The organism is Lysobacter spongiicola DSM 21749 (assembly GCF_900167055.1).
GTDB classification, from domain to species: Bacteria; Pseudomonadota; Gammaproteobacteria; order Xanthomonadales; family Xanthomonadaceae; genus Novilysobacter; species Novilysobacter spongiicola.
The window spans coordinates 1-21,739 of sequence record NZ_FUXP01000019.1 but is presented as its reverse complement, the minus strand read 5'-3'; the positions used below and the strand labels follow the sequence as shown (position 1 = coordinate 21,739).

Below are 21,739 nucleotides of genomic sequence, written 5' to 3'. Positions count from 1 at the left end.
CGGCCCGCTACTACCGCGGCCTGGGTGTGCGCTTCGAGCGTGTCCTGACCGACAACGGTGCCTGCTACAGATCGCGCAGCTTCCGCCGCCTGGTCCACCGGCTCGGCATGCGCCACCTGCGCACGCGCCCCTATACCCCGCGTACCAACGGCAAGGCCGAGCGGCTGGTCCAGACCTGCCTGCGCGAATGGGCCTACGCACGCTCCTATGCCAACTCCGAACAGCGCGCAGGCGCCCTCCCGGGCTGGCTGCACCACTACAACTGGCATCGGCTACACGCCAGTCTTGGCTACAAGCCGCCCATTACCCGCATCCCGCTGAACAACGTGCTGGGTTTACACAACTAGTTCATGCAACACAGCCGCCGTCCAGATATTCCACTACCTGCCTCGCAAGTGCTTCGGCGTCGATACGTACCGTCGAAAGCACAATTTCCGGATGCTCGGGACGCTCGTAGGTCGAGTCGACACCGGTAAAGTTGGAGAGAATTCCCGCTCTCGCCTTCGCATAGAGCCCCTTCGGATCCCGTGCTTCGGCGATCTCAAGTGGGGTATCCACGAACACCTCCAAGAATTCGCCGTCCCCGAACATCCCCCGCGCCATCCGCCGCTCGGCGCGGAAAGGCGAGATGAAGCTCACCAGCACGATGAGACCGGCATCGACCATGAGTCGGGCCACCTCGGCGACGCGGCGAATATTCTCCACCCGGTCCTCGTCCGTGAACCCAAGGTCCTTGTTGAGGCCGTGACGCACGTTGTCGCCATCGAGGATGTAGGTGTGTTGCCCCATGGCCAGCAGTCGCTTTTCCACCAGGTTGGCGATGGTCGACTTGCCGGAACCCGACAGGCCGGTGAACCAGACGCAGCGCGGCTTCTGGTGCTTGATGCGGGCGCGGGCATGCTTGTCGACATCGACGTGCTGCCAATGGATGTTGCCGGCCCGGCGCAGCGCGAAGTCCAGCGTGCCAACGGCCACGGTGCCGTTGGACTGGCGGTCGATCAGGATGAACCCGCCCATCTCGCGGCTGCGCGCGTAGGGCTCGAAGGGGATGGGCTGGTCGAGGTACAGGTTGCAGTAGCCGACTTCGTTCAGCGACAGGTGCTTCGCGGCCAACTCGTCTTGCGTGTTGACGTCGACCTTGTGCTTGATTTCGGTGACCTGTACCCCGACGGTGCGGGCACCGATCTTCAGCCAGTAGCTGCGCCCGGGTAGCAACTGCTCGCCGCCCATCCAGAGCAGGTGCGCGGCGAACTGGTCGGCGACTTCCGGCGGGGCGGCCGCGGCGGCGATCACGTCGCCCCGGCTGGCATCCACTTCGTCGGCCAGCGTCAGCGTCACGGCCTGGCCCGGCCGCGCGAGGTCCAGGTCGCCATCAGCGGTAACAATCGCGGCGACCGAGGAGCGCTGGCCGGACGGCAGCACGACGACCTCGTCGCCCACCCCCACCGGGGCCGACACCACGGTGCCGGCGAACCCACGGAAGTTCTGGTCGGGCCTGCATACCCATTGCACGGGCAGGCGGAATCCGGCGTCGTTCCGGACGGCGTCGACTTCGACCGTCTCGAGATGCTGGAGCAGCGACGGACCCCGGTACCACCGGGTGGCAGCCGACGCCTGCAGGATGTTGTCGCCCTTCAGCGCCGACAGCGGGATGCTGGTGACGTGGTCGATGCCCAGTTGCACCGCAAGCTGCCGGTAGGCGGCATCGATCGCTTCAAAGACGCCTTGGTCGTACCCGACCAGATCCATCTTGTTGACCGCCAGCACCACGTGACGGATGCCGAGCAGCGATGCGATATAGCTGTGACGCCGCGTCTGCGTCAGCAAGCCCTTGCGCGCATCCACCAGCACGATGGCCAGGTCCGCAGTCGACGCGCCTGTCGCCATGTTGCGGGTGTACTGCTCGTGCCCCGGGCAGTCGGCCACGATGAACTTGCGCTTGTCGGTCCCGAAGAAGCGGTAGGCGACATCGATGGTGATGCCCTGCTCACGCTCGGCGGACAAGCCATCGACAAGAAGGGCGAAGTCGATATCCGCTCCCTGCGTGCCGTGTCGGCGGCTGTCGCTTTCCAGCGCGGCGAGCTGGTCGTCCAGCAGCGCGCGGGTATCGTGCAGCAACCGCCCGATCAACGTGCTCTTGCCGTCGTCGACGCTGCCACAGGTGATGAAGCGCAGTTGGCCCTTGGACTCGTGCCGCTGGAGGTAATCCGCCACCGCGGCGCGGGCATCGGTCGAGACGGCCATCAGAAGTAGCCCTCCTGCTTCTTGCGTTCCATTGAAGCGGCGGGATCGTGGTCGATCATCCGTCCCTGGCGCTCTGACGTGGTGGCCACGAGCATCTCGGCGATGATCTCCTCCAGCGTTTCCGCGCAGGACTCGACGGCACCGGTAAGCGGATAGCAGCCGAGCGTGCGAAAGCGCACCTTCTTGGTTGTCGGCACCTCGCCCTCGCGCAACGGCAGGCGATCATCATCGACCATGATCAGCGCCCCATCGCGCTCCACCACAGGGCGGGGCTTGGAGAAGTAGAGCGATGGGACGGGGATTCCTTCGCGAAAGATGTAGAGCCACACCTCCAGTTCGGTCCAGTTGGAGATCGGGAACACCCGGACCGATTCACCTTTGTGGATCCGCGTGTTGTAGAGGTTCCACAGCTCCGGCCGCTGGTTCTTGGGGTCCCAGCGGTGCTGCGCATTACGGAAACTGAAGATGCGCTCCTTGGCGCGGGACTTCTCCTCATCACGGCGTGCGCCGCCGATCGCCGCATCGAAGCCCCCCTTGTCCAGCGCCTGCTTGAGCGCCTGGGTCTTCATCACGTCGGTGTGCACGCTGGCACCGTGGGTGACCGGGCCGATTCCCTGCGCCACACCGTCGGGATTCGTGTGCACACGCAACTCGAGTCCGGTCTCCCGTGCCCGCTGGTCGCGGAACGAGATCATCTCGGAGAACTTCCAGCCGGTGTCCACGTGCAGCAAAGGGATCGGAGGTTTGGCGGGGTAGAACGCCTTGGTCAGCAAGTGCAGTAGCACCGCACTGTCCTTGCCGACCGAGTACAGCATCACCGGCGACTGGAAACCGGCTGCCACCTCGCGAAGGATGTGGATGCTCTCGGCTTCGAGCCGGTCGAGGTGGGAGAGGGGTGGGAGGTCCATGCGGCAACACGATACCTGCACCGCAGGGTTCGCATAAGAACCAAGATGCACATTCGCATTCCGGTTAGTGATCGGCGGTAGCCTTCCGGCCGCCCACGGCTTCTGTAGGAGCGGCTTCAGCCGCGATCGTGGACCCGGCGCGGGCGCCGCGGCATCCAATCGCGGCTGAAGCCGCTCCTACGCCCGCAGGAAGTCCCCTTGGGGGACAAAAACGCCCTATCGTTCTAGCTGGCTGCGGCAGCAATCGACCGCCCGCGCCCGATCCCGTAATACGCCAAACCCGCGTCCTCCATGTCCTTCGGGCTGTAGAGATTGCGCCCGTCGAACACCACCGCGTCACCAAGTGCCGCCTTCAGCGCCTTCAGGTCGGGGCTGCGGAACTGGCGCCACTCCGTCACCACCACCAGCGCGTCAGCGCCCTCCAAGGCGTCGTCCATGGCATCGCAGACCTGCAGGTCTTTCCGGTTCCCATAGATGCGCCGCGCTTCCTTGGCCGCTTCCGGGTCGAAGGCCTTCACCTTCGCCCCCGCATCCCAAAGATGCTCCATCAGCCGGCGGCTGGAGGCCGCACGCATGTCATCGGTGTTGGGCTTGAACGCCAGCCCCCACACTGCGAAGGTCTTCCCGGCCAGGGAATCGCCGTAGTGGCGCTTGATCAATTCGAAGAGGTGGCTCTTCTGGCGCTCGTTGACCTCCTCCACGGCATTCAGAAGCTGCGGCTGGTAGCCGTGCTGCTGCGCCGTCCGGGTCAGTGCCTGCACGTCCTTGGGAAAGCAGGAGCCGCCGTAACCGGCTCCCGGATAGATGAACTGCCAACCGATCCGCGGATCGGACCCGATGCCCTGGCGGACCATCTCGACATCGGCGCCGACGCGCTCGGCGATGTTGGCGATCTCGTTCATGAAACTGATCTTGGTTGCCAGCATTGCGTTGGCGGCGTACTTGGTCAGCTCGGCTGAAGCCACGTCCATGACAACGAAGCGGTCATGGTTGCGGACGAAGGGACCGTAGAGCTTCTTCAGTGACTCGACCGCCTTCTCGTCTCGCGCGCCGATCACGATCCGGTCCGGATGCATGCAGTCTTCGACCGCGGCCCCCTCCTTCAGGAACTCGGGGTTGGATACCACTTCAAAATCGATTGAGGCGCCCCGAGCCTCCAGTTCCCTGGCAATGGCGTCGTTCACCAGCCCCGCCGTACCTACAGGCACGGTGGACTTGTTCACCACGATGGCCGGGGTCTGCAGGTGGCGGCCGATGGTCCTGGCTACCTCCACGACGTACTTCAGGTCGGCGCTGCCGTCCTCGTCCGGGGGAGTGCCCACGGCGATGAAGATGATCTCGTTGCCGCTGATGGCGGTGGCGGCATCGGTGGTGAAGTGCAACCGGCCGGCGCGATGGTTGTTCACCACCAGGGGTTCCAGACCCGGCTCGTAGATGGGCAGCACACCCCGCTTCAGCCCGTCGATCTTGGCCGTGTCCACGTCAACACAGGTCACGTCGTGGCCGATCTCTGCCAAACAGGTGCCCGTTACCAGCCCGACGTATCCGGTACCGAAGATCGCTACTTTCATTGACTGTCCTTGCCGCCTGTGGGGGCGGCAAGTTTACCCCTGCCGCCTCAGCAGAAGCTGCAAGCCGTCTTCACACGCAGCTCGTCCTCGGTGACGCCAGGCGCCAGCTCCACCAGCTTCAATCCGTCCGGCGTCACGTCCATTACCGCGAGGTCGGTAATGATGCGATCCACCACGCCGACGCCAGTCAGCGGCAACGTGCACTCGGGAAGGATCTTCGGTTCGCCCTTCTTGGTGGTGTGCTCCATCAGCACCACCACGCGCTTGACGCCGGCGACCAGGTCCATCGCGCCGCCCATGCCCTTGACCATCTTGCCGGGCACCATCCAGTTGGCGAGGTCGCCCTTTTCGGTGACCTCCATCGCGCCCAGGATCGCCAGGTCGATGTGGCCACCGCGGATCATGGCGAAGCTGTCGTGGCTGCCGAAATAGCTGGCGCCCGCGCGGGCGGTGACGGTCTGCTTGCCGGCGTTGATGAGGTCGGCGTCGACCTCCTGCTCGGTCGGGAACGGGCCGATGCCCAGCAGGCCGTTCTCGGATTGCAGCCAGACATCGACGCCGTCCGGGATGTGGTTGGCCACCAGCGTCGGCAGGCCGATGCCGAGGTTCACGTAGGCGCCGTCGGTCAGTTCCTGCGCGGCGCGCTGCGCCATCTGGTCGCGGTTCCAGGCCATCACTTGCCTCCTTCGCGCACGGTGCGCTGCTCGATACGCTTATCGGGGGTCGGGTTGTGCACGATGCGGTCGACGTAGATGCCCGGCAGGTGCACGTGGTCGGGGTCGATGGTGCCGACCTCGACGATCTCCTCCGCCTCGACGATGCAGACCTTGCCGGCCATGGCACAGGCCGGGTTGAAGTTGCGCGCGGTCTTGCGGAACACCAGGTTGCCGGCCTTGTCCGCCTTCCACGCTTTCACCAGCGCGACATCCGCGTGCAGGGCCGTCTCCAGCACGTAATGCTTGCCGTCGAACTCGCGCGTCTCCTTGCCTTCGGCCACCACGGTGCCGTAGCCGGTGGCGGTGAAGAATGCGGGGATGCCTGCGCCCCCGGCGCGCAGGCGCTCGGCCAGGGTGCCCTGCGGGTTGAACTCCAGCTCCAGTTCGCCGCCCAGGTACTGGCGCTCGAACTCCTTGTTCTCGCCCACGTAGGACGACACCATCTTGCGGATCTGGCGGGTCTCCAGCAGCAGCCCGAGGCCGAAGCCGTCGACGCCAGCGTTGTTTGAGATGGCGGTCAACCCCTTTACACCCGAGTCGCGCAGCGCGGCGATCAGCGCCTCCGGGATGCCGCACAGGCCGAAGCCACCCACGGCGAGTGTCTGGTTGTCCGCGACGACGCCTTCCAGCGCCGCCTTGGCATCGGGATAGAGCTTGCTCTTCACGCCGGCGCTGGTCGGCGCGGCACTGGCCTGGGCCATGGGATCACTCCTGTGCGGGATGCGGGCAAGTCTACCGTGGCACGGGCAGCGGGCCGAAGTTGGCCCTTCGGGCAATGGCCTGGGGCGGATGCCTTCAACTCCGGCCGTAGACGTCCTCCAGCCGGACGATGTCGTCTTCGCCGAGATAGCTGCCGGACTGCACCTCGATCAGCTCCACCGGCTCGGTGCCGCGGTTCCTGAGCCGGTGCACGCTGCCCAGCGGGATGTAGGTGCTCTCGTTCTCTTGCAGGTCGAACACGCGATCGCCGCAAGTGACCTCAGCCACCCCGGCCACCACCACCCAGTGTTCCGCCCGCTTCTGGTGCTTCTGAAGGCTGAGCGCGGCACCGGGCTTCACAACGATGCGTTTCACCTGGAAGCGCTCGCCGACCCCGATGGAGTCGTAGCTGCCCCAGGGGCGGTAGACCTTGCGGTGGAAGAGGTGCTCGGTGCGGCCGGCGGCCTTCAACGCGTCCACGACTGCCTTGACGTCCTGCACCCGGTCCTTGCGCGCCACCAGCGTGGCATCGGCGGTGTCGATGATCACCAGATCCTCGACCCCGATCGTTGCGACCATCCGGCGCTCGGATGCCCGCACCAGGGAGCCACGGCTGTCGATCGAAATGACATCGCCTTCGTGATGGTTGCCGTCGGCGTCCCGCTCGGCGACCGACCAGAGCGAAGACCAGGATCCGATGTCACTCCAGCCGCAAGTGACCGGCACCACCGCAGCGCGGTCGGTCTTCTCCATCACCGCGTAATCAATGGATTCGCTCGGGCTGGCCGAGAACGCATCGGCGTCGACCCGGGTGAAGTCCAAGTCGGCAGAGGCGACCTCATATGCCTTCCGCGCCGCCTCCACGATGCCCGGTGCGTGAAGCTGCAGCTCCTCGAGGTAACGCTGGGCCCGGAACAGGAACATCCCGGAGTTCCAGGCGTAGCGGCCATCGGCGACATAGGTTTCGGCAGTCGCCAGGTCCGGCTTCTCGACGAACCGCTCGATTCGGAATCCAGCCTCGCCCAGCGCATCTCCGCGCAGGATGTAGCCGTAGCCCGTCTCCGGATATTCGGGCCTGATGCCGAAGGTTACCAGCCACCCCTCCTCGCCCAAAGCCATTGCGGCACCGACGGCCGCGCGGAAGGCGCCTTCATCTTCGATCAGATGGTCGGCCGGCATCACCAGCAGGGTGGCTTCGGGATCCAGCCGCAACGCTTGAAGCGCGGCCAAGGCGATGGCCGGCGCAGTGTTGCGCGCCATCGGCTCCAGCAAGATGCCGCCGCTGGCCACGCCCACCGCCTGGAGCTGCTCGCCCACCATGAACCGGTGATCGTCACTGCACACCGTGATCGGCGGTTGCACGCCCGGCAACGCATTGGCCCGCAGCACGGTCTCCTGGTAGAGCGAACGGTCCCCCACCAGCGCCAGGAACTGCTTGGGCTGGTTCTGCCGGGACAACGGCCACAGGCGGGTTCCGCTGCCACCACTGAGCACCACCGGATGCAGCATCGCCTATCCTCGAGAAGGGGTGCCGCCAAGGATAGCCGACCGGCCCCGTCACCTGCGGCGGACCGCCCTCTCCGCTAGAATGGCCAGCCCACGGCCTGCATGGCCCGCACTACCCAAGGAACCCCGCAACGATGAAGATCCTCGTCGGATACAAGCGCGTGGTGGACTACAACGTCCGCATCCAGGTCAAGCCGGACGGCTCCGGCGTGGTCACCGACGGCGTGAAGCTCTCCGCCAACCCCTTTGATGAAATCGCCCTCGAGGAGGCCCTGCGCCTGCGCGACAAGGGTATCGCCACCGAGGTGGTGGTCGCCACGATCGCGCCGGCCGACGCCCAGGCGCACCTGCGCAACGGCCTGGCAATGGGCGCCAACCGCGCCATCCACGTGGTCACCGACGCCGGCCAGGAGATCCCGCCGCTCACCGCGGCGCGCACCTTCCTGAAGCTGATCGAGAAGGAACAGCCGGACCTGGTGATCCTCGGCAAGCAGGCGATCGACGACGACGCCAGCCAGACCGGCCAGATGCTGGCCACCATCTGGGGCCGCCCGCAGGCGACGTTCGCCTCCAAGCTTGAGATCGCCGACGGCAAGGCCACCGTGACCCGTGAGGTCGATGCCGGGCTGGAGACGCTCGAGGTCGATCTGCCGGCGGTGGTCACCACCGACCTGCGCCTGAACGAGCCGCGCTTCATCAAGCTGCCGGACATCATGAAGGCCAAGAGCAAGCCAATGGAGTCGCTCCCCTTCGCCGATCTCGGGGTCGAGCCGGGCCAGGGGCTGAAGACCACCGGATTCGCGCCGCCGCCCAAGCGCAGCAAGGGCGTGATGGTCAAGGACGCGGCCGAACTGGTCGCCGCACTCAAGTCAAAGGGGCTGCTGTGATGAGCAAGGTACTGATCGTCGCCGAACACCTGGACGGCAAGCTCAACGCGTCCACCGCCAAGTGCGTGACCGCCGCCAAGGCACTCTCGCCGGAATCCATCGATGTCGTGGTGCTGGCCGCCGACCCGGCCGCCGTCGCCGCCGAGGCCGCACAGCTGGACGGCGTGGCGAAGGTGCTGACCGTCTCCAACCCGGCCAATGCCCAAGCCATTGCCCAAGTGCTGGCACCGCAGGTGGCCAAGCTCTCCGAGGGCTACAGCCATGTGTTCGGCCCTTCCACCACCTTCGGCAAGGACCTGATGCCCTGCGTGGCCGCCCTGCTCGACGCCCCGCAGGTGACCGACGTGATGGCGGTGGAATCCAGCCACACCTTCAAGCGGCCGATCTACGCCGGCAACGCGATCATCACCGTGGAGGCCCCGGCCGACCAGGTGGTGGTGGCAACCGTGCGTACCGCCTCGTGGTCCGAAGCCGGCACGGGTGGCAGCGCTGCGATCGAAGCGGCCGAGGTGCAGGCGGAGCTGCCAACCCACACCCGCTTCATCGGCCTGGCCGCCGGTGAATCCGACCGTCCCGACCTGCAGAGCGCCAAACGGGTGGTGTCCGGCGGCCGCGGCGTGGGCTCGGAAGAGAACTTCAAGATCATCTACGACTTCGCCGACAAGATCGGCGCGGCCGTGGGCGCTTCCCGCGCCGCGGTCGACGCTGGCTACGTGCCCAACGAGATGCAGGTCGGCCAGACCGGCAAGATCATCGCGCCGGAGCTGTACATCGCCATCGGCATCAGCGGGGCAATCCAGCACCTCACCGGCATCAAGGATGCGGGCACCATTGTCGCGATCAACAAGGATGCGGATTCGGCGATCTTCGAGATTGCCGATTATGGGCTCGTAGGCGACCTGTTCAAGGTGTTGCCGGAGTTGGGCGCGGCGCTCTGACACGACGGGTATCCTGTCGCCCCTCCCGCAGCGCATCTACCCCGGACACCTATGCTTCGCGAATTGCTAATGATCGTGTTCGTGACCTGCTGCACGCTCGGGAGCCAGTTGCTGGTGAAGTACTCGGTCAACCGCATCGCCGGCCGCGAGAGCGTGCCTTCGGGGGTGGATTGGCTGCTTGCGGCGATGACGTCCCCCGGTGTGATCGGCGCCATCCTGATCCAGGGCATCGGGTTCACAGTGTGGGTGGTGGTCGTAAGCCGGGTGAAACTGGGTGTGGCCTTCGCCATTTCCGGGGCGTTCTTCTACATCTTGGTCGCGCTGGCCAGTTGGTATTTCTACGGCGAACGGCTCGCGCCCCTCCAATGGATGGGTATCGTCCTGGTTTCGGTGGGAGTGCTGATGATCTCCATGCTTGGAAAAGCGGCCTGAATGGATGCGCCCGCAGCCGGGGGCCTTCACTCGGTCGGCCGGAGCCCAAACCACCCCTGCCGTGGCACGTACAGGCTGGTATTGCTGGCTTTCATCGTCGCATGGATCGGAGCCGTCGCGGCATGGGCATGGCTTAACCTGCCGCGTGGGGGCGACTTCACTCACCTGGAGGTGAGCCTGACGGGCGCACCGGACGTCCGGCACCAAATCTTCCACTCCGGATCCACCACCTTCTCCGAGCGCGACTCACTCTTCGTCACCGTCTCATCGACGGGCGCCGCAGAAGCTCGACTTCGGTTGCCCTCCTCCACCACCCGATTCATACGGATCGATGCGGGTTCGGCGGAGTCGGTCCGCGCCTGCACGCTGATTGCGGGAACAGGCTCGGGCGCCACCAGCCTGCTCCACCAGCGCGCGATCATCCGCGCGAAGCAGGCCAACCACGCCATCGATGGTGACGGTTGCCTCGTAATATCGCCCGAGTCGGGCGCAACCGACCCGTACGTGGTACTTGCCGCGCCGCCCGCCGCCGGTGAAGGCGGAGCGCGCCCTGGACGGATCATGGGCTTGATCGCCGGGCTCACGGTGCTCGCTGTCGGCGTGCTCATCGTGTTCCGCGCCTGGCGCCCAGCAGGGAGCCCGGCAGCAGCAAAGCAGCTGGCCATGGATCTCAATACGAGATTGCCCGCCATCTACTTGGCCATGGCGCTCCTCCTAGGCATCGGCTACCTGCTAGTGACTCCTCCGGGCGCCGTCCCGGATGAGTTGGCCCACGCGACCAAAGCGGTCAAGGTATCGCACGGAGTCCTCATGGGCAGCACGGGGAACAGGGAGTTCCCGAACCTCTACCACATGTACGGGGAGTTCAACGGATTCCGCAGCCCGACGAAGCGGTTCGACCTGTCCCAGCTCTTCGCCAGGACCGGTCAACCGGCGCTCTGCGAACCGACTACGTCGAACCTGCCTTCCGGCGCCGACAGCTACGGCCCCCATCTCTACGCGCCCGCCGCGATCGCGTACGCTTCCTCCTGTGCCACCGAGGCACCCTTCGGCGCCTTCCTCTGGTCGTCCCGGTTGGGCAACCTGCTGATCGCGGCCCTCTTGACCGCACTGGGCATGTGGTGCTCGCAGCGCGCACGGTGGCCATTGTTCGTGATCGCCCTGATGCCGATGTCGGTGTACCAGATGGCCTCGCTATCGGCCGATGCGATCTATTTCGGGCTTTGCTTCGCGTGGCTCGGGCTGACCTGTGGCATTGCCGAGAATCGCATATCGTCACGCCGCGCCGCCCCCGCACTGATGGCGCTCGTCGTTCTGCTGACGTTTTCGAAGCCCGGCGGCGCTTGGCTGTTGTGTAGCATCCTGTTGCTGCGCCCCGCGTTCATGCGCGACTACTCCCGCTTCTGGCCGGCGCTAATCGCGTATCTGGTCGTGCCTGCCGTTGCACACGCGGTATGGGTATTAGGCGCGGGCGAAGCCGCTGTTCCACTGGCCGGGGTGGATCCTTCATTCAACCTGACGCAGGTAGTCGAGGATCCCACACACGTCGCCCGACTGTTCTACACCGCATATAGCGGCACGCACGGTATCGGCCTGCTGCGCACGCTGATAGGCCAGCTCGGCTGGCTGGATGTCATTCTGCCCACCTGGTCATACGCCATTGTCCTTTCCTGCTTGGCGGGCTCGCTGTTGCTCGACCGGTCGGCGAGCCATCCGACGGCGACCAGACGCGCATTCGCGGTCGCCTTTGCACTGGGGTCGGTCATCCTCATCAGCATTCCGCTGTACCTGTTCTGGACGCCGATCGATGCCATCCGGATCGGTGGCCTTCAGGGGCGCTATTTTATTCCCTCGCTGGCCTTCGCTCTGCCGTGGCTGGCGTTGCCGCCGAGCCGGAACCTGCAGTGGGTGCTCATCCTGGTCATTCCCCCGTTGATAACCCTGCCATTGCTGCAGGGGCTCTTGGCAGTGGCTGTCAGGTATTATCCGATATGATGGATCACAGCTTCGTGGTGCCGGCCTATGGCCGCTCTCCACATCTCGCCGAATGCCTGGCATCGCTGCGCTCGCAGTCGGTGCGCTCGCCCATCATCCTCGCATCCTCCACACCGTTCGACGGGCTGGGTGCCATCGCCGAAGCCCACGGGGCCCGGTTGGTCTTGCACGAGCCCAATCGTGGCATCGGATCGGACTGGAACGCGGCGATGGACGCCGCGGAAACCGATTGGGTGACCGTAGCCCACCAGGACGATATCTACCTGCCGGACTTCGCCGCTGAGGTTGCGGCGGCGATTGCCTCGAGCCCGACTGCCAGCCTCGTCTTCACCGACTATGCCGAGCTCTATGACGGCCAGCTGCGGATCACGCCGATGCTGCGGATAAAGAAGGTGTTGCTCGAGTTCGGCTTCCTCGGGAGACCCAGGATCAGTCAAACCGGTCCCAAAAAGCGGCTGCTGCGCTTCGGGTGCCCGATTCCCTGCCCTGCAGTGACGTTGAACCGCACAGCATCGCGGCTGCGGTTCGACGAGCAACTGAAGGTGGACCTCGACTGGGACGCCTGGATACGCATGGCCGACCAAGGCGGCAGCTTCTGCTACGTGCGTAAAGTCTTGATGCACCACCGCATCCACGACGAAAGCGAAACCACGGCAGGCATCCGGGCCGGCGTCCGGGCCGACGAAGACCTCCGGATGTTCCAGTCGTTGTGGCCCCGACCGCTGGCGCGGCTGCTGGCACGCGCGTACTCGATGTCCTACACGGAAGGCGGCGCCTGATGAAAGATCCCGAACCCGCCCCGGCTCCCGTCGCCCCACTTCGGCCGGCCGCCGCGGTGCGCATCGCCGTGGTGGTCCCGTGCCACCGCGTGCGCCGACACATCCTCCAGATGATCGATGCCCTTCCGCCGCTGGTGTCCGGCATCTATGTGATTGACGACCGCTGCCCTGACGGATCCGGCGAGCTGGTGCGCGCTGAATGCAGGGACCCCCGCGTCAGCGTACTGTTCAACAGCACCAATCTGGGCGTCGGAGGCGCGGTGATGGCCGGCTATGCCCGCGCCGTTGCCGAAGGATTCGACATCATCGTCAAGATGGATGGCGACGGCCAGATGGACCCAGCCATGCTGCCCCGCCTGGTGGCGCCCATTGTCCGTGGCGAGGCCGACTACACCAAGGGCAACCGCTTCTACGACCTAGCGGAGATCGGACAGATGCCCGCCGTGCGCATCTTCGGGAACTCCATCCTCTCCTTCCTGACGAAGATATCGTCGGGCTACTGGGACATCTTCGACCCTACCAACGGTTATACCGCGGTGCATGCCAACGTGGCCGCGCGGCTGCCCTTCCACAAGATCAGCAACCGATACTTCTTCGAAACCGACTTGCTGTTCCGCTTGAACACCCTGCGTGCGGTCGTCATCGATGTTCCGATGGATGCCCGCTATGGCGACGAATCCAGTGGCCTCAAGATCAGCCGGATCGTTGGCGAATTCGCGCTGAAGCACGCCAGGAACACCCTCAAGCGTGTCTTCTACAACTACTTCCTCCGTGATCTGTCGCTGGCATCGGTGGAACTGGTCCTGGGCGCGCTGCTGGTATGCATCGGTGCGGCCTTCGGCGTCGGGTTCTGGGTGCAATCGGCGGCCACGGGGGTGACGGCGACAGCCGGAGGAGTGATGCTTGCCGCACTTCCCACTATCCTGGGCATCCAGCTCCTATTGGGCTTCATCGCCTACGACATCGCGTCCGTCCCCCAGCGCGTGGTGCATCCCAAACTCCCGCCGCCGTGAAGCGCGTCCGCACATAGCCGCATGACGAGGCCGTTTTCATGAACGACCAGTACGACTCTTCGTACACCAGTTACCAGGTCAACCGCGGACGCATCAGAAAGCGGGTGCGGCAGCTCTATCTGGAGAAAGCGGCGAGTTGGACCAGGGGTGCGACCCTCGACTTCGGATGTGGGGTCGGCGAGCTCCTCCGGCGCCTCCCTTCCGGCTCGATGGGCCTTGAGTACAACCAGGCCACTGTGAGCCACTGCCATCACGAGGGCCTGCCGGTCATCTGGTATGACGGCTTTGCGGACGACTGGGCGCTGACGGCCTTGGAGCCCGGGCGGCGCTTCGAGTCAATGGTGATCAGCCATGTGCTCGAACACCTGGAGGAGCCCTTGGAGGTACTGCTCAAGTTGCTTCGCTCGGGGCGCGCCCGCGGTATACGGCGGGTGCTGGTGATTGTTCCAGGCAGGGCGGGTTTCAGGATCGACCATACCCACCGGACCTTCGTCGACCTCGGGCTGCTGTCGACGGAGCGGATTCCGACCGAAACCGGCTTCCGGAGCATCCACGCAGCGTACTTCCCCCTCAACCTGCGGAGGGTCGGAGACTGGTTTCCCCATCACGAGTTGCAGATGGTGTTCGAGCATCCTTGAACCCGATGCGCGGGGGTGTGGCCAAGGCGCACGACAGGCTCCGCAACGAGAGGTTCGGGTTGTAGGCAGGATCAGTGGTGAGCAGTGGCCCCCATCGCTGCATCATGAATTCGACTTCGCCCATGAAGCGCTTCTTCTTCGCTTCCGTGTCCTCGCTGCCGCGCGAGGCCGATTCGTGGTGGTACAGCTCTGCGAAGGGGGTCCAGATGTTTCGGTATCCAGCGTCCCGCAGCCGCAGGCAAAAATCCACGTCGTTGAACGCCACTGCCAGCCGCTCATCTAATCCGCCCACTTGGTCATACAGCTCGCGTCGCACTAGCAGACACGCGCCGGTCACCGCCGAGACCGATTGCGCCACGCGAGCGCGGCCTCCATGCCCGGGATAACCGCGCGGCATCCCGCCATAGGCATGTGCCGCGACGCCATGGACGCCCAACACCACGCCCGCATGCTGGATGGTGTCATTCGGGTAGTAGAGCATCGCCCCGACGGCGCCGACCTCCGATCGGACCGCTTGGCTGGCCATCTCGCGCAGCCAGTCCGGCCCGATTACCTCGATGTCGTTGTTGACCAGGCCGATGACATCCGCGTCGCATTGACGGACCGCCCAGTTATTGAGTGCCGAGTAGTTGAACGGCGCATCGTAGCGAAGCACACGCACGCCCGGACGGTCCTGTAACCGGCGCAGGTAGTCCACGGCGCCAGGATCGGACGATTGGTTGTCGACAACCACCAGCTCGAAATCGGGGTATTCGGTGCGCTCAAGCAGGCTCTCCACGCACACGCGTAGCAGCTCTGGCTTGTCACGCGTGGGGATCACCAGACTGACCTTCGGCGCGGGCTCCGGCAGCGGCCAGCGCACGCGATAGTGCCCATGCGAGAGCTCCTCGACCCGCGCGCGCGGATGGCAGCGTTCGAGATGCTCGCTCACGGCGCGGGCGCCGGCCGAAGAAGCATAGTCCTTGGCGTCCCGCGTCAACGCAGTGGATCCGGGGATGGCACGCCAGTGGTAGAGGACCTTGGGGATATGGAGCACCTGATCCGGCCGCAAGCCTTCCGTGCAGCGTAGGATCAGGTCATGGTCCTGGCTGCCTTCGAAGCCCTTGCGGAAGCCGCCGACCCCCCGTACCAATGTGGTCCGGATGGTGGTGAAGTGGCACGCGTAGTTCTGGCTGCGCAGCAGCTCGGGGTCCCAGTCCGGTTTGAAGTAGGGGTCGAACCGCCGGCCCGCTTCGTCGATCTTGTCTTCGTCCGAGTAGACCAGCCCGGCATCGGGCGATGCCATGAGCGCCGCGGCCACCTCGAGCAGCGCGTGCGGCCGCAGTTCATCATCGTGGTCCAGCAGCGCAACATAGGCACCGCGGGCCATTTCCAGCGCGGAGTTGGATGCTTCGGATATGTGGCCGTTGGCACTACGCCGGGTGAAGCGGATCCGATCGTCGGCGAGAGCGTATTCACGGGCAACCTCCGCGACCCGTGCATCGGGCGAAGCATCGTCCACCAGGCACAGCTCCCAGTGCGGATAGATCTGGGCAAGGACGCTCTCAACGCAACGCCGCAGCCAGTTCTCCTCCGTCTGGTAAAGCGGCACCAGGATCGAGATCACCGGCGCATCGGCGCCAAGAAGCGCGGCATGCTCGCGCAGCCGGGTCATTTCGGCAACCCCCAGCGTATCGAAACGCACGGCCCAGCTGGCGTAGTCGTCCAGACCCGGCGGCAGCACGCGCCGCTGGTAGTCGCGATAGGTAACGTCCGTAGCACGGGATACGCCTTCGCGGGCCGCGCGCGCCAGGAAACCCAGGGCGGAACGTAACGCCGGCTGGCCCCCGCCGAGCATCATTCGCAACGCCCGCACGCGCGACAATCGACGCATCCGGAACCCGCCGATCCGGAACACATCGCTTCCAATACCGGGGTGGAAGCGCAATGCGGCCACGTCGTACTTGAAGAGCAGCAGCATCCGGATGCGGCCCTCGCTGCTCGGGTCCGGCAGCGGGAGCTGTGCATCTCCGTCCGCGCCCTGCACATACGACGGGTAGAGGCACGGCGACATGCTGCCCTTGCCGTCGTGCTCAAGCGACCCTTCCAGCTCGTACCAGCCGGCTGCAAGTCCACCCTCGAATACCGGCCCCTGAAGGCTGAAGCCCGCATTTTCGCCAACGGACCGCCAAAGCGACATCGCACCCGACTGCATCAGGCGAAGGTCCCGGTCGGGCAACATCGCGACCGGAACCCCGCGACCACCAATGGCCGGCACGATGCACCAGTCTGGACAGGACGAAGCGACGCCGGACGAAATGCTCGCCATGACGTCCTTCAAATCTCTTCCGGCAGAACCGGGCCGCTATCCGTGAGCGACCAACCGTAGACATCGGAGAGCACGCTCCGAATCACGGACAGGGAATTCGCCACACTCGCCGCTCCAGCCCTGGCTGCGGCGCCGTCGCGGATCATGGCGCGCAGCTCCGGATCACCCATCATCCGCCGTATCCCCGACAACCAGCTGGACGTGTTGTTCTCCACCAGCAGGCCATGGACGCCGTGGGCGACCCGTCCGCGGTAAGGCACAACGTCACTGAACACGGTCGGCAAGCCAGCGAGTCCATAGTCCAGCGATTTGATGTCCGACTTCATCGAATTGAAGTGAGATGCCTGCAATGGCGCGATGGCCATCGTGGCTGCCGAGCTGATGGTGCGGAACCAGCGGACGAACTGTGGGTAGGACGAATGTTCGACTGGCACGGCAATGAAATGCGCGTCGGGTAACCGCCGTCCTCCGCCGATCTGCACCAGTTCCACATCCGGTCGCTCCCGCAGGAACTCTTCCAGCGCCGGCCAGACCATCTCCAGGTCGGGCTCGTGTGAAGCCGTTCCCATGTAGAGGATGCGGGGCCCGGGCTGGTCGAGACCGTGGCGCGCGAGAACAAGTGTCTGTTCCTCCTGCGGGATTGGCTCTTGCCAGATCGATGGGCTGAGTGCGTTGGGAATCACCACCACCGCGGGATTGATCGTGGCGATGCGTTCGGCCAAGGCCGGTGTCGAAGTGGTGACGACAGCAGCCTGGGCTATGAGCGTGCTGATGGCAATGGAGTCGGCCTTGTACGCCTCGTAGTCCCGATGGTCGGGGGGCAGCTCCCAGAGCAGGTCGTCGATCTCGTAGATGTAGGGCAGCCCCTTCACACGCAGCATCTCAAGGACTGCGGGAACCTTCGCATGAGCGATTGCGTTCCGCTGGATTACCAGCCCATGCAACGTGTCGACCCCGCCCGCCAGCAGCCAGTCTGCATCTACCGGCCGGCTCTGCACCGGCAGTTCCTCAAGAGCTTCATGCCAGGGAGCGATGACCCGGATGTACGCAGTCGCGGGCACGTACGGCTTCTGCCGATAGAGCAGGCCCAGTCGTTTCACTGGCGCTGTGCGCTGATCCAGCAGCGACCGATAAAGGATGACGTAGCGTTCGGACATTGTCCGGGTATCGTTCCAGCGGGCCTCTCCAACCTGCCAATCCCGCACGCGCTCCAGCCGCTCGCGATAGCCCGGCGAATCCTCGGCAATCTGCACGAAACTGGCCAGCACCTCCTGCGGGGACGAACCCGGAGGGACCAGCCAGCCGGCCCCGGAGGCACGGATGCGGTCGCCTACAGCGCCCAAGTCGATCCCAAGCACCGGGACCCCACATGCCCACATCTCGGTGAGGGTATGGCAGTAAGTCTCCGCCCATACGGACAGGACCACGCCGAAGGCGGGTCGGATCTGGCGCACCTTGTCGCCGAATGAAGCGCGGTCGTAGTGCCCGTGATGGATTCCGACGTCGCGCAGAATTCCGCCGGTCACGCCAAGGAAGTGGAACTCGAACCGTTCCGAACCATATAGCTGCATGATCTGCCGGATCAACTCGCTGCCCTTGGAAGCACCGATGTTCCCGGGTACCAGAATCCGGATCTTTTCCTGTCCTTCGACCCCGGATGCGCATTGCATTGCCCCGGGAAAGTCGCGGCCATGGGGAATCACGTTGATCTTGCCTTCCAGTTCGGGAAAGGTCGCGACGATGGTGCTCGCGGCGGACGGCGCCGTGGTGACGTACGCGTCGCAGGACGACAGGAAGTCCGCGAAAATCTCCTGCCACCGGTTGACGTAACCGTGCTTGATCGGCGGCATCGAGTCCTGCGGCCAAAGCGACTTGGTGCACTCTCCCTGCGTCGCGGTGCACTTGCCTCCGCAGAAGACAAGGTTCTCGTCGAGCAGGTTCAGCGACGGGCAAATGGAGTAGAAGTCGTGGAAGGAATAGGCCACGGCAAGTCCCAACGCCTTGGCCACCACAGGCAAGTTCACGCTGTGCCAGGCGATATGGCGAATATGGAGCAGCGCCACACTGTGCCGATACAGGATGCCAGCGACCAGACGGTCGTATTCCGCGCTCGCATGTGTCATCGGGTCGATCGGCCGCGCAAGCGGGTGCCGCTCGATCTCCACCAGTTGTCCATCGATGAGGTCGGACACGTAGAGGGTCGATGCGTCGCAGCGCAGCAGCTTGCAGCGGTAGCGATCCGATATCGCCCGCATCAGGTCCAGGTTAGTCTGGGGTGTCCCTCCGGTCTGGGTGGAAACCACGAACATGATGGCCGGCAATGCCTGGCTTGCAGGAGTGCTCTCAAGCGCTCGACGGATCCGGCTACGAACGCGATTGAACTGGACGTCGCGGAACCGGCGGATGAGCATCCGGTATTCGGGATAGTCCTGGTCCAGCTGGCGGCCACCGCTCTTCACCAGCTCGTCCTTCTCTCCTTGGAAGCTCTGGGAGCGCTTGTGGAAGACGTAGGCCTTGTCACATACCAGGTTGTGCCATCCGGCCCGGTAGGCGCGCATGCAGAAGTCGTTTTCTTCCCCATAGCCGCGCGGGTATTTTTCCTCGTCGAAGGCACCCAGCGTGTTGATCGCGTCACGACGCATGTACATGCAGAACCCATTGCCGGTCGGCACGTCGATCCGTTCGCCCATTCCAGCTGCCGTAACCACCAAGGCCATTTGCTGTGGCGACAGGTGCGCCGGTATCGGGTTGTACTCGGCGAAGGCAGGCGCGGAGAAAGCTCCGGCGTTGTTCGATAGCGCAGTCACTGTAGCAACGCGAGGCGAGTCATACGCGGAGAAACGGAGCGCCTCGACCCAACGCCGGGTCACGATCGTGTCGCTGTTGAGCAGGATGACGTCGCGGTCCGGGTTGAGCGCCAAACCCTTGTTGACGGTTCGCGTGTAGCCGAGGTTTGCAGCATTGTCTATCAAGGTGAAGCCGTACCGAGTCGCGGCCTCTTTCAGCATCGGCGCCATGCGCTCATCGGTGCTGCAGTCGTTGATGACCATTACGGCAACGTCGTTCGAGGTGACCTGTGCAACGGAGCGAAGGCAGTCACGAACTGCGTCGTATGCGTTGAACACAGGGATCACGACCGCAACCTCGCGCACCCTGCCTTCCATCCAGGCATCAAAGTAGCGGGAACTCGCCACGGCCTCGCCGCCGCCACCTTCGGCGACAACCCTCGGGCTGCGGCTGAGGGAGGCCCCGATACCCTTTACCCGCACATCGATCACCGCTCCGTGCGGAAACGGGGCACCGGTACATGCATATTCAAAGCCGGCGACGCTGCCGTCGACATCGAGCTTGGTGAGGTCCGGCCGCTCACGGCTGGTAACGAGATCGACGAAGTGTTCGTCATCCACGTAGACAGCCAGTTGCACGGGCTTTCCTGGCGCCGCTTCGTTTACAGCCCAACCCGACAGGCCCCGGCTGTCCGCCCGATCCAGGTAGCCCCGCACCGACGCCTTCCGAAGCACACCTTCCACCCGCTGATCGGCTTCCCCACGGTGGAAACGAATGTAATGGGCCAGCGGGTTCACCCCGAGCACCAACAGGTCGGGATTGTCCTGGATGTAACGGGCGGTATCGAAACGCGGCGAAGGATCCCGGCCCATCACCACGCCAAAGCGGACATAATGCTCTACTGGATCGATGCCCGCGGACGCAACGTCCGGGTAGCGGCTCAGGTACCACTTGTGGTCGAAGAACCTGGAGCGGGCAATCAGCCGGATATCGGCCTCGATGTTGTTCATCATTTTTACCGAGTCAAAGGGGAAGCCGGCCTTCGCTGCGTCCGTGGCGGATGAAATGCAGCAACGGGTTCATTCCGGATTTGCCCACATCCGGGTACTTCTCCAAGTAGCGCCGGGTGCAGAAGCCCGGCCCCGGGTCCCGGCCTTCGGCGGCCCCGTGCAGCAGATAGTGCTCCACCGGATCGATTCCTGACTCCGCGACGTCCGGATAGGTATCCAGGTACCACGTCGGGTCGAATAGACCCGACTCGCGGGTCAGGCGGACTTCACCATAAAGACCAACCCCGCGGGCAGCTGCGACCCTACGCTTTGCCCAGCGCACGGGTGCCCCCAGACGCCAGCCCAGACTCATTCGCACGCGCGCGAGTTGACCGTCCAGCTCCTCTACCCGTGCCCGGTGCTGCTTGGCCGAAAGGTCAAGCTCCACCCGCAGCCTGGCGATCTCTGCAGCACTTGCATCGAGTTTGCGCCGGACGCCCTTGAGGGTCCGCTTGAGGTCGTCGGCTTCCGATCCCCGTTCCTGCAGCTGTCGCTCGCGGGATACCAACAATCGAGTCAACCGGGTGATCTCGAGGGTCTTGCGGATACTCTCGCGAGTTGCGTTCGCAGCTGCTGCCTCCGCACGCTCCACTTTGATCGCTTGGGTCGCACATTCGATCTTCTGATCCTCGAGCCCAGCTCGAGCGTCACTGAGCTCCTCTCGGACCGTTTCCAGGTCGGCTAACCTGGCCTGGGTATTGCGAAGCTGTTCGCGTATTGCCGCCAGTTCAGCGAGTCCCGTCTTCGCGACTTCAACTTCCTCACGTGCCGCCGCCAGATCCTGCTGCCGGGCAGCGGCCTCCCGTTCGAGGTCCTGCTGCCGCGCAGCAACCTGCCATTCCAACTCCTTGATCCGCAGGTCTCTGCGGGTAACCGCCTCGTTTACCCGAGCCAAAGAGGCGCTCAGTTCCTTAACGGATTGTTCGGCACCCTTGGTCTTGGCGACCCTTTCCGATGGCCCGGCTTCAAGGGCCGGCAGGCCCGATTCGTATTGGCGAAGCACTTCGACCTCTTTCTCGCTAAGCCCACAGCCCTCGGGTAGCGCCCGGGTGCGGCGGATTTCATCGAACAGCTCCACCTGGTGCACCGCCAGCCGGGGGTCGACGTCCAGTTGCTGCAGTCGCTCCCGATACAAATCGCGGGCAACGAAAGCTTCGGTCTCGTGTCGGCTAGGTGTGTAAACCCAGCACGTTGTTCAGCGGGATGCGGGTAATGGGCGGCTTGTAGCCAAGACTGGCGTGTAGCCGATGCCAGTTGTAGTGGTGCAGC

17 protein-coding genes and 1 pseudogene are annotated in these 21,739 nt (G+C 64.7%); 8 read left to right on the top strand and 10 right to left on the bottom strand.

The genetic code is table 11. The features are described 5' to 3' along the window. Positions 1–347: integrase core domain-containing protein (locus B5D37_RS14200; protein WP_143814353.1), on the top strand; the 347-nt coding region annotated here is incomplete at its 5' end. A 1-nt stretch (position 348) separates the two neighbouring features. Here the strand turns inward: B5D37_RS14200 and cysN are convergent. The 6 genes from cysN to B5D37_RS14170 all read right to left on the bottom strand — a co-directional run bounded on the left by cysN (position 349) and on the right by B5D37_RS14170 (position 7,647). Further along, positions 349–2,244: a sulfate adenylyltransferase subunit CysN gene (gene cysN, locus B5D37_RS14195; protein WP_078759394.1), complete on the bottom strand. Its 1,896-nt coding sequence runs from the start codon at positions 2,242–2,244 to the stop codon at positions 349–351. Continuing rightward, complete coding sequence (cysD, locus tag B5D37_RS14190; RefSeq protein WP_078759393.1) at positions 2,244–3,152, bottom strand: sulfate adenylyltransferase subunit CysD; 909 nt, start codon at positions 3,150–3,152, stop codon at positions 2,244–2,246. The genes cysN and cysD overlap by 1 nt, the downstream gene beginning before the upstream one ends. A gap of 224 nt (positions 3,153–3,376) precedes the next feature. After that, positions 3,377–4,723, bottom strand: coding sequence for a UDP-glucose dehydrogenase family protein (locus tag B5D37_RS14185; protein ID WP_078759392.1), 1,347 nt, complete (start codon positions 4,721–4,723; stop codon positions 3,377–3,379). A 47-nt stretch (positions 4,724–4,770) separates the two neighbouring features. Continuing rightward, on the bottom strand, positions 4,771–5,397 hold the full coding sequence (locus tag B5D37_RS14180) for a CoA transferase subunit B (RefSeq protein ID WP_078759391.1): 627 nt from the start codon (positions 5,395–5,397) through the stop codon (positions 4,771–4,773). Further along, positions 5,397–6,140, bottom strand: coding sequence for a CoA transferase subunit A (locus tag B5D37_RS14175; protein ID WP_078759390.1), 744 nt, complete (start codon positions 6,138–6,140; stop codon positions 5,397–5,399). Before B5D37_RS14175 ends, B5D37_RS14180 begins: the two co-directional genes overlap by 1 nt. Before the next feature lie 94 nt (positions 6,141–6,234). Further along, positions 6,235–7,647, bottom strand: a complete 1,413-nt coding sequence (locus B5D37_RS14170) for a mannose-1-phosphate guanylyltransferase/mannose-6-phosphate isomerase (RefSeq protein ID WP_078759389.1) — start codon at positions 7,645–7,647, stop codon at positions 6,235–6,237. 131 nt (positions 7,648–7,778) lie between these two features. Here B5D37_RS14170 and B5D37_RS14165 point away from each other — a divergent pair, with 131 nt between their 5' ends. From B5D37_RS14165 to B5D37_RS14135, 7 genes are all read left to right on the top strand, one after another. Next, on the top strand, positions 7,779–8,531 hold the full coding sequence (locus B5D37_RS14165) for an electron transfer flavoprotein subunit beta/FixA family protein (protein ID WP_078759388.1): 753 nt from the start codon (positions 7,779–7,781) through the stop codon (positions 8,529–8,531). Further along, entirely contained in the window at positions 8,531–9,469 is a 939-nt protein-coding gene (locus tag B5D37_RS14160; protein ID WP_078759387.1) for an electron transfer flavoprotein subunit alpha/FixB family protein, read from the top strand. Before B5D37_RS14165 ends, B5D37_RS14160 begins: the two co-directional genes overlap by 1 nt. Positions 9,470–9,538: 69 nt before the next feature. Next, on the top strand, positions 9,539–9,901 hold the full coding sequence (locus B5D37_RS14155; RefSeq protein WP_078759386.1) for an EamA family transporter: 363 nt from the start codon (positions 9,539–9,541) through the stop codon (positions 9,899–9,901). 81 nt (positions 9,902–9,982) lie between these two features. Beyond that, positions 9,983–11,896: a DUF2142 domain-containing protein gene (locus B5D37_RS14150; protein WP_159447417.1), complete on the top strand. Its 1,914-nt coding sequence runs from the start codon at positions 9,983–9,985 to the stop codon at positions 11,894–11,896. Positions 11,897–11,910: 14 nt separating this feature from the next. Then, entirely contained in the window at positions 11,911–12,675 is a 765-nt protein-coding gene (locus tag B5D37_RS14145; RefSeq protein ID WP_159447416.1) for a glycosyltransferase family 2 protein, read from the top strand. Next, positions 12,675–13,688: a glycosyltransferase family 2 protein gene (locus tag B5D37_RS14140; protein ID WP_078759383.1), complete on the top strand. Its 1,014-nt coding sequence runs from the start codon at positions 12,675–12,677 to the stop codon at positions 13,686–13,688. The genes B5D37_RS14145 and B5D37_RS14140 overlap by 1 nt, the downstream gene beginning before the upstream one ends. Before the next feature lie 38 nt (positions 13,689–13,726). After that, positions 13,727–14,326, top strand: a complete 600-nt coding sequence (locus B5D37_RS14135; RefSeq protein ID WP_078759382.1) for a class I SAM-dependent methyltransferase — start codon at positions 13,727–13,729, stop codon at positions 14,324–14,326. Here B5D37_RS14135 and B5D37_RS14130 read toward each other — a convergent pair. From B5D37_RS14130 to B5D37_RS14755, 4 genes and pseudogenes are all read right to left on the bottom strand, one after another. Next, positions 14,259–16,634: a glycosyltransferase family 2 protein gene (locus B5D37_RS14130; RefSeq protein WP_234987918.1), complete on the bottom strand. Its 2,376-nt coding sequence runs from the start codon at positions 16,632–16,634 to the stop codon at positions 14,259–14,261. The two genes, B5D37_RS14135 and B5D37_RS14130, sit on opposite strands and share 68 nt — an antisense overlap. An 8-nt stretch (positions 16,635–16,642) precedes the next feature. Then, entirely contained in the window at positions 16,643–20,431 is a 3,789-nt protein-coding gene (locus B5D37_RS14125) for a glycosyltransferase (protein ID WP_159447415.1), read from the bottom strand. 13 nt (positions 20,432–20,444) lie between these two features. Beyond that, positions 20,445–21,548 carry a coiled-coil domain-containing protein gene (locus tag B5D37_RS14120; RefSeq protein WP_143814350.1) on the bottom strand — a complete coding sequence of 368 codons (1,104 nt, stop codon included), beginning with the start codon at positions 21,546–21,548 and terminating at the stop codon, positions 20,445–20,447. 91 nt (positions 21,549–21,639) lie between these two features. Beyond that, positions 21,640–21,739 (bottom strand): annotated as a pseudogene (locus B5D37_RS14755) (IS481 family transposase); the annotation flags it as partial.

What these genes read in the sequence shown, in the direction of transcription:
- cysN (WP_078759394.1), bottom strand. Translation starts at nt 2,244, where the DNA reads ATGGCCGTCTCGACCGATGCCCGCGCCGCGGTGGCGGATTACCTCCAG.
- B5D37_RS14165 (WP_078759388.1), top strand. Translation starts at nt 7,779, where the DNA reads ATGAAGATCCTCGTCGGATACAAGCGCGTGGTGGACTACAACGTCCGC.
- B5D37_RS14140 (WP_078759383.1), top strand. Translation starts at nt 12,675, where the DNA reads ATGAAAGATCCCGAACCCGCCCCGGCTCCCGTCGCCCCACTTCGGCCG.
- B5D37_RS14135 (WP_078759382.1), top strand. Translation starts at nt 13,727, where the DNA reads ATGAACGACCAGTACGACTCTTCGTACACCAGTTACCAGGTCAACCGC.
- B5D37_RS14180 (WP_078759391.1), bottom strand. Translation starts at nt 5,397, where the DNA reads ATGGCCTGGAACCGCGACCAGATGGCGCAGCGCGCCGCGCAGGAACTG.
- B5D37_RS14160 (WP_078759387.1), top strand. Translation starts at nt 8,531, where the DNA reads ATGAGCAAGGTACTGATCGTCGCCGAACACCTGGACGGCAAGCTCAAC.
- B5D37_RS14175 (WP_078759390.1), bottom strand. Translation starts at nt 6,140, where the DNA reads ATGGCCCAGGCCAGTGCCGCGCCGACCAGCGCCGGCGTGAAGAGCAAG.
- B5D37_RS14125 (WP_159447415.1), bottom strand. Translation starts at nt 20,431, where the DNA reads ATGAACAACATCGAGGCCGATATCCGGCTGATTGCCCGCTCCAGGTTC.
- B5D37_RS14130 (WP_234987918.1), bottom strand. Translation starts at nt 16,634, where the DNA reads ATGGCGAGCATTTCGTCCGGCGTCGCTTCGTCCTGTCCAGACTGGTGC.
- B5D37_RS14185 (WP_078759392.1), bottom strand. Translation starts at nt 4,723, where the DNA reads ATGAAAGTAGCGATCTTCGGTACCGGATACGTCGGGCTGGTAACGGGC.
- B5D37_RS14170 (WP_078759389.1), bottom strand. Translation starts at nt 7,647, where the DNA reads ATGCTGCATCCGGTGGTGCTCAGTGGTGGCAGCGGAACCCGCCTGTGG.
- cysD (WP_078759393.1), bottom strand. Translation starts at nt 3,152, where the DNA reads ATGGACCTCCCACCCCTCTCCCACCTCGACCGGCTCGAAGCCGAGAGC.
- B5D37_RS14155 (WP_078759386.1), top strand. Translation starts at nt 9,539, where the DNA reads ATGATCGTGTTCGTGACCTGCTGCACGCTCGGGAGCCAGTTGCTGGTG.